This is a genomic window from Streptomyces sp. LS1784 (assembly GCF_020103755.1).
Lineage (GTDB): Bacteria > Actinomycetota > Actinomycetes > Streptomycetales > Streptomycetaceae > Kitasatospora.
Genome location: NZ_JAHSQD010000455.1, coordinates 1 through 6709, shown reverse-complemented (window position 1 = coordinate 6709; position 6709 = coordinate 1). Strand labels below are relative to the sequence as shown.

General features: G+C 74.2%; 7 protein-coding genes. 4 read left to right on the top strand and 3 right to left on the bottom strand.

The window, feature by feature from the left end; translation table 11 throughout:
• Both KS423_RS34430 and KS423_RS34425 read left to right on the top strand, forming a co-directional pair.
• Window positions 1–428 (top strand): DUF6542 domain-containing protein (locus KS423_RS34430; protein WP_224283685.1); only part of this gene is annotated, 428 nt, incomplete at its 5' end.
• A complete protein-coding gene (locus KS423_RS34425; RefSeq protein WP_224283684.1) occupies window positions 421–2073 on the top strand; it encodes an LCP family protein in 1653 nt (550 codons plus the stop codon). The genes KS423_RS34430 and KS423_RS34425, both read left to right, overlap by 8 nt.
• A gap of 371 nt (window positions 2074–2444) precedes the next feature.
• Here KS423_RS34425 and KS423_RS34420 read toward each other — a convergent pair whose 3' ends face one another.
• Window positions 2445–3254, bottom strand: coding sequence for a nucleotidyltransferase domain-containing protein (locus tag KS423_RS34420; protein ID WP_224283683.1), 810 nt, complete (start codon window positions 3252–3254; stop codon window positions 2445–2447).
• A gap of 120 nt (window positions 3255–3374) precedes the next feature.
• Between KS423_RS34420 and KS423_RS34415 the strand changes: the two genes are divergently transcribed.
• Window positions 3375–3809, top strand: a complete 435-nt coding sequence (locus KS423_RS34415) for a DUF4259 domain-containing protein (protein WP_224283682.1) — start codon at window positions 3375–3377, stop codon at window positions 3807–3809.
• Between the two features lie 52 nt (window positions 3810–3861).
• Here KS423_RS34415 and KS423_RS34410 read toward each other — a convergent pair whose 3' ends face one another.
• Window positions 3862–5115, bottom strand: a complete 1254-nt coding sequence (locus KS423_RS34410) for an MFS transporter (protein WP_224283681.1) — start codon at window positions 5113–5115, stop codon at window positions 3862–3864.
• Between the two features lie 135 nt (window positions 5116–5250).
• On the opposite strand from KS423_RS34410, the gene KS423_RS34405 reads away from it, so the two are divergent.
• The gene (locus KS423_RS34405) at window positions 5251–5694 is read left to right on the top strand and encodes a helix-turn-helix domain-containing protein (RefSeq protein WP_224283680.1); all 444 of its coding nucleotides are present in this window, start codon (window positions 5251–5253) and stop codon (window positions 5692–5694) included.
• Window positions 5695–5755: 61 nt separating this feature from the next.
• Here the strand turns inward: KS423_RS34405 and KS423_RS34400 are convergent.
• Window positions 5756–6709, bottom strand: a 954-nt coding sequence (locus KS423_RS34400) for a DUF6777 domain-containing protein (RefSeq protein WP_224283679.1), incomplete at its 5' end; no start/stop codon positions are given.

Genomic DNA, 6709 nt, shown 5'->3' with positions numbered 1-6709 from the left:
GGCGCTGCGGGGCGGCGGCCGCGCTCTCGGCGGTCGGGCTGCCACTGCTCGGGGCGGTCGCGGACGAACTCGACGGGCCGGGCGTCGGCCTCCTCTTCGCGGTGGGCTCGGTGCTCGGAACGGCGGCCGCGGCGGTGCTGTGCAGCCGGGCGGGCCGGTGGTGGGTGGTCACGGCCGCCCCGGTCGTGGTGCTGCTCACCGCCTCGGGCGTCGAGTACCTGGCGCACCCCGGGAACTACCAGGGGAAGAACCTCGGTACCGGCGTGCTGCGCTGGGTGGTCGGGGCGTTCCCGGTGATGGCCGCGGCCGTGGCGGTGGCGCTCGTGGTGTTCGTGGTCCGCGCCGTGGCGGCCCGCCGCCAGGCGGTGCCGGAGCGCCGACGAACCGGCAGGACGCCTGCCCCGGCCGAAAGGAGCCGCCGTGGCTGAGCGCGGCAACAGCCGTACCGGTGTCCGCGGTCAGCGCGGCCACGTCCCGCGCCGTGGCGCCGCCCCGCTGACCGTCGCCGGGCGCACCCTGGCCTGCACCGTCTCGGCCACCGTGCTCTGCGCCAGCGGCTTCACCTGGTTCGAGTACCGCAGCCTGGACGACGGCGTGATCAAGTCCACCGCTCTGAGCGAGGCCAGGAAGAACGCCCCGCCGCACCTCGACAAGTCCGTCAACCTGCTGCTGATCGGCCTGGACAGCCGCAAGGACATGGACGGCAACGCCCTGCCCAAACAGTTCGTGGAGGCCGAACTGCACGCCGGCTCCAGCGAGATCGGCGGGTACAACACCAACGCCCTGATCGTGCTGCACATCCCGGCCGGCGGCGGCAGGGTCTCCGCGCTCTCCGTGCCGCGCGACGACTACGTGCAGACCGTCGGTGCGGACGGGAAGATGCACAAGATCAAGGAGGCGTACGGCATCGCCAAGGTGGCCGCCGAGCAGAAACTCGCGGGCAAGGGGCTCTCCAGGGCGGAGCTGGAACGGCAGAGCCGCGAGGCCGGCCGCTCGGCCACCATCCAGACCGTGCAGAGCCTCCTGGACATCCCGATCGACCACTTCGCGGAGGTGAACCTGATCGGCTTCTACGACATCGCCAAGGCGGTGGAGCCGATCCAGGTCTGCCTCAACCACCCGGTGGACGATCCGATCACCGCCCGGACCGCCACCCACGAGGGCGGCGGCACCGGCCTCAGGCTCCCGGCCGGGATCAACTCCCTGAATGCCGCGCAGGCGCTCTCGTTCGTCCGCCAGCGCCACCACCTCACCAACGGCGACCTCGACCGCACCCACCGGCAGCAGGCGTTCCTCTCCTCCGTCGAGTACAAGCTCAAGCAGCAGGGCATCCTGAACGACTTCGGGCAGATGCAGAAGCTCTTCGCGGTGGTGAAGAAGGACGTGGTGATCGACAACGAGTGGAACATCCTCGACTTCGCCCAGCAGACGCCCAACCTGACCGGCGGCAACGTGGAGTTCAACACCCTGCCGATCAGCGGGTTCAAGACGGTCGGCGGGCAGCAGGTCAACATCGTCAACCCGGACCTGATCAGGAAGATCGTCCGGCAGCTCTTCAACCACGAGCCGGTGGCCGTTCCGACCACCACGCCCGGGGACGCGCCGGGCGAACCGGATCCGTCGCCCTCCGCCACACCGAGCGTGGCGGCCAAGGCGGTGGTCGACGTCAACGCGGCCGCGGGGGCGGGCGCGGCGGCCAACGAGTCCAGGGCGCTGGCCGAACTCGGCTACCAGGCGGGCCGGTTCGGCGACGCCGCGGCCAGGACCCGGGCCACCACGGTCGCGTACGGGTCCGGGGCCAAGGCGGACGCACAGCAGCTCGCCGCCCGCTACGGGGTGAACGCGTTCTTCTCGACGACGGTCCCCGCGGGCCGCATCCTGCTCACCCTCGCCGTCTCCCGCTCCCCGAGCCCGACGGCCGTGCCGTCGACCGCCGTGCCGTCGACCGCCGTGCCGTCGACCGCCGTGTCGTCGGCCGCCGCCACGGCGGCCGACCCCTCCGCCGACCCGGCGGGAGGGCTGCCGATGCAGGGGCCGGCGGTGAAGGCGGGCGGGATTCCCTGCGTGGACTGAGATCCCCGGAGGTGGGGCGGTCGGTTCCGCCGCGCCGTCAGTCAGGGCCGGGGTGGATGTCCGTGAGGGGCTCCCGGTCGAGGACCTCGACGTACACGATCCGCCCGTCCACGACGTCCAGGGCGAGCATGCCGTCGGCCGGTGAGAGCGGTACGCACCGATGGCCGGGCCGAACGGCTGACCGTCCGGACGCGGCTCCGTCCGCAAGCTCCGGCAGAAGCCGTCACCGCAGCGGCACCGCGCGACCAGCCGGAGGTCCCGGGCGGCGACGGCCGGTTCGCGCTCGCCCTCGTGCTCCAGGAGGTCGACCGGCTCGCGGATCAGGTCCGGGAAGACCTCGCGGACCAGCGGCGGGTGGTGCTCCGGCGTCGTCACGGGCGGGGCGCCTTCACGCCGTGGACGGCGGCGTACTCGGCGGCGAGCCAGGGGCCCAGGTCGTCGACGAGCACGGCCAGGGTGGCCCGGTCGGCGGTGGGGGTGCGGGCGGTGCCGGCGGCGAGGCGCAGCTGGTCGGCGCGCTGCGGGTAGTAGCCGGCGAAGGCCTCGGCGGAGGCGGCGAGGTCGCTGGTCCAGCCGCCCCAGCGGGGCATGACCAGGGTGAAGCCGGTGCGGACCAGGCGGCGGGAGGCGGCCCGGACGAGGGCGCGCAGTTCGACGTCCGTACCCGCGGCGGCCGCGCGTTCGCGCCACCTGGGCAGGGCCAGGGCGAGGTCGCCGTTGGTCTCCCGGGCCAGCAGCGAGGTGGGGCGGTAGCGGGGGAGCCGGGCGGCGAGGTCCTCGCCGAGCAGCGGGGTGCAGAGGCAGGCGACGAACCAGCCCAGGTCGTGCCGCTCCAGCTCACTGAGCAGGGTGCCGGTGCCGAAGAGCAGCACGCCGACGCCGTCCACCTGGGCGAACTCGGCGTCGAGCGCCGCTTCGAGGGCGTCGGCCGCCGCCCGGTCCGCGGGGGTGGGCTCGTGGTGCAGGGCGAGCAGCAGGTCGAGGTCGGAGACGCCGGGGGTCGCGGTGCCGCGCGGGACGCTGCCGTAGAGGTAGGCGCTGTGCAGCCGGTCGGGGCCGAAGGCCGCGGCGATCCGCTCGCGGGCGGCGGTGACCACCGGCGCGAACGCCGGCGGCACGCGGTCGAGCGAGCCCTCCCGGGCGATGCAGCCGTCCCGGTCCAGTCCCTGAGTGGTGGTCATGGCCGCACTCTGCCCTACCGTCACCGCGCCGACCAGCGAATATCCGTCGGTCCGGCGGATTGTCAGTCGTGTGTGCAAGCATCCGTCGCACACGAACACGACCGGCGTGAGGGGATCGGCATGGGCACCTGGGACATCGGACACTTCGACAGCGACTCGGCGGCGGACTTCAGCGGCGGTCTGGACGACGCGGCGCCGGGCGAGCGGGAGGCGCTGCTCCGCTCCGCGCTGCGGTGCGCCGTCGGGGCGGAGGAGTTCCTGGACTCCGACGAGGCGGTGGAGGCGGTCGCCGCCGCCGCGCTGGTGGCGGCGCAGTGCCCGGGCGGGGCGGCGGTGACCAGTGCGTACGGTCCGAAGGAGCCGGTGCCGCCGCTCGCCGCCGAGCTGCGCCCGCTCGCGGTGGCGGCGCTGGACCGGGTGGTGGCGCAGGAGTCGGAGCTCGCGGAGCTGTGGGACGAGACGGAGAGCGGTCCGGCCTGGCGCGAGGGCATACGGGCGCTGCGGGAGGTCCTCGCCGCGGCGTCGCCGGCGGACGCGCCGGTGGCCGGGAGCTGAGCGGCCTGGGGCCGAGCCGCCGGGAGCGGAACGGCCTGGCGTCGGGCGGCCGTCAGCGGCGGGCCGCCGTCCACCAGTAGCCGAGCGCGGTCAGGCTGGTGGCGGCGCCGAGCAGGCAGACGGCCGTCCAGCCGCCGTGGTCGTAGACGACGGTGGACAGGATCGCGCCCGCGCCGCACCCGGCGGAGTAGAGCAGCATGTAGCCGGCGGTCAGGCGGCTCTGCGCCTCGGGGCGGACCTGGTAGAGGAGGTGCTGGTTGGCGACGTGGACGGACTGCAGGCCGTAGTCGATCACCACCATGGCGAGCACCAGCCACCAGACCGAGTGCGGGAGCAGTGCGGCCGGGAGCCAGCCGGCCAGCATGGCCAGCAGGCCGGTCCCGGCGGTGCGTTCGGCCCGACCGCGGTCGGCCTGGCGGCCGGCGTACCCGGCGCCGAGGGCGCCGGCGGCACCGGCGAGGCCGAAGAGCCCGATCCGGGTGTGGCTGAGGTCGAAGGGAGGCGCGGCGAGCGGGAGCACCATCGGGGTGAGCAGCACGGTGACGGAGGTGAAGCTGAGCAGCGCGAGGACGGCCCGCACCCGGAGTACGCGCTCCTGGGCGAAGAGTGCGAAGACCGAGCCGACCAGGCGGGGGTAGCCGATCCGTTCGGCGGCCCGGTGCCGTTCGGACGGGACGGCCGCCGCCACGGCGACGGCCATGGCGGCGGTCGCGACGGCGGAGGCGACGTAGACGGCGCGCCAGCCGGCCAGGTCGCCGATGGTTCCGGCGACGGTGCGGGCGAGCAGGATGCCGACCACGATGCCGCTGGTCACGGTGCCGACCACCCGGCCCTGGTCGCCCGGGGCGGCGAGTTGGGCGGAGCAGGCGACGACCACCTGGGCGACGACCGCGAGGACGCCGACGGCGGCCATCGAGAGGAGCAGCAGCGGAGCGGAGGGGGCGAGTGCGACGGCGAGGAGGGCGAGGACGGACAGGCCGAGCTGGGAGGTGATCAGGGTGCGGCGGTTGACGTGGTCGCCGAGCGGCACGAGCAGCAGCAGACCCAGGGCGTAGCCCGTCTGGGTGAGGGTGCCGACCAGGCCGATGGTCGCCGGGTCGATGCCGTGGTCCCGGGCGATCAGGTCGAGCAGTGGTTGCGAGTAGTAGACGTTGGCCACGGCGAGGCCGCAGGCGACGGAGAGCAACCAGGCGACGGCGGGTGACAGGCCGCGCGGTGGTGCCCCGGTGGGGGCGCCGGTCGTGTCGGCGGCGGTCGTGGTGGAGGCGGTCGTGGTGGAGGCGGATGCGCGGGCGGGAGAGGTCATGGGCGGGGCTCCCTCGAAGGACGCAGTGGTTTCAAAGTGCTACCATCGCACCATGGCATATCCTGGTTTCAATAAGCAACCATGTTCTGATCGGTACGCTGGGCGCCGACCGGTGAGCGCTGAGAGGTGGAAGAAGTGCCGAAACGCATCACGCACGAGGAATCGGCCTGCCCGGTCGCCCGTCCGCTCGACGTCGTCGGTGACGGCTGGACGCTGCTGATCGTCCGTGACGCCTTCGACGGGCTGCGCCGCTTCGGGCAGTTCCAGAAGAACCTCGGCCTGGCCAAGAACATCCTGTCGGCCCGCCTGGCCAACCTGGTCGCCAACGGGGTGTTCGACCTCGCGCCGGCCGCCGATGGCAGCCCGTACCAGGAGTACGTGCTCACCGAGAAGGGTCGTGCGCTGTTCCCGGTGATCACGGCGCTGCGGCAGTGGGGCGACCAGTGGTTCTTCGAGGAGGAGGAGCCCCGGGCGCGCCTGGTGGACCGCGAGTCCGGCGCGCCCGTCGCGCCGGTCGAGGTGCGCTCGGCGGACGGCCGGGTGCTCGGGCCCGAGGACGCGAGGGTGCTGCTGCCCTGAGGCGTGCCGCTGCCATCGGCCAGGTGGTGGCCGGTGGCAGCCGGGGTCGGGGCGCGTCGGGTCAGCTCTGGGCGGCGGGTTCCGAGCCCGTCGCCGAGCCGGAGGGCGTGGACGGCTGCCAGGGGCTCGGCGGCGGGATGCCGGGCGCCAGCGGCCCCGTCGGCGGTTCGACGTGCTGGTCCATGGTCTCGGCCCGTCCGATCAGCCGGGAGAACCACCCGCCGGTCTCGATGTCCACCAGGATGATCTGGGTCACCGGCTGTGGTGGCGGCGCCACCATGATCAGTGCGGTCGGCTGGAAGCCGGCCCAGGCCGTCCCGGTGTACTTGGCCTTGGTCACCAGCAACGGCGGCTTCAGCGGGTTGCCGCAGGAGCAGCGCACCCGGGGCACGCCCTGGTCGTCCACCAGGACGGCGGTGCCCGCCTGGAGTGCGGACTGGTAGTCGACCACCCCGCCGCTCTTGTGGTTGTGGTTGGTCACCCGGGTGTCCACCCGCAGGTAGGCGGAGGTCAGCGAGCGCAGATAGCGGGGGATCTCGGCCTGCGCGATGCCGGCAGCGGAGGCCCAGGCGCGCCCGGTGTCCCCGGTCGAGACCATCCCGATCAGGCGCTCGGTGTCGCAGCTCGGCTTGCCCATCGTCCCGGCGTACAGCCCGGCGGAGCCGCCCTCGACGCTGTGGAACAGGGCCGGCGAACCGCTCCCGGGCGAGGCGCCGCCCGGCCGCTGCGCCGTCGGGGCGACGGGGGCAGGCGCGAGGGCACTCGCCCCTCGGGTCTCCACCGACGGGGTGAACGGGTCCGGCCCGGGATCGGCCGGGGCCTGCAGGGCGACCTCGTTCACGGCCGGCACGGCCGGGTTGTGGCCGCCCTGGTAGTCGGCGATCAGCACGGCGGCCACCACGGCCACCGCCACCATGCCCGCCGCCAGGGCCAGCCCCTTCCCGGAGCGCCACCACGGCCGGCGGGCCTCGCGCCCGGGCCCGCCGGACGACGGCCCACCGGGCCCGCCGGTACC

Bases quoted from the DNA above. Each gene is read 5' to 3' on its own strand.
- KS423_RS34420 (WP_224283683.1), bottom strand. From the start codon at position 3,254: ATGACCACCACTCAGGGACTGGACCGGGACGGCTGCATCGCCCGGGAG.
- KS423_RS34415 (WP_224283682.1), top strand. From the start codon at position 3,375: ATGGGCACCTGGGACATCGGACACTTCGACAGCGACTCGGCGGCGGAC.
- KS423_RS34410 (WP_224283681.1), bottom strand. From the start codon at position 5,115: ATGACCTCTCCCGCCCGCGCATCCGCCTCCACCACGACCGCCTCCACC.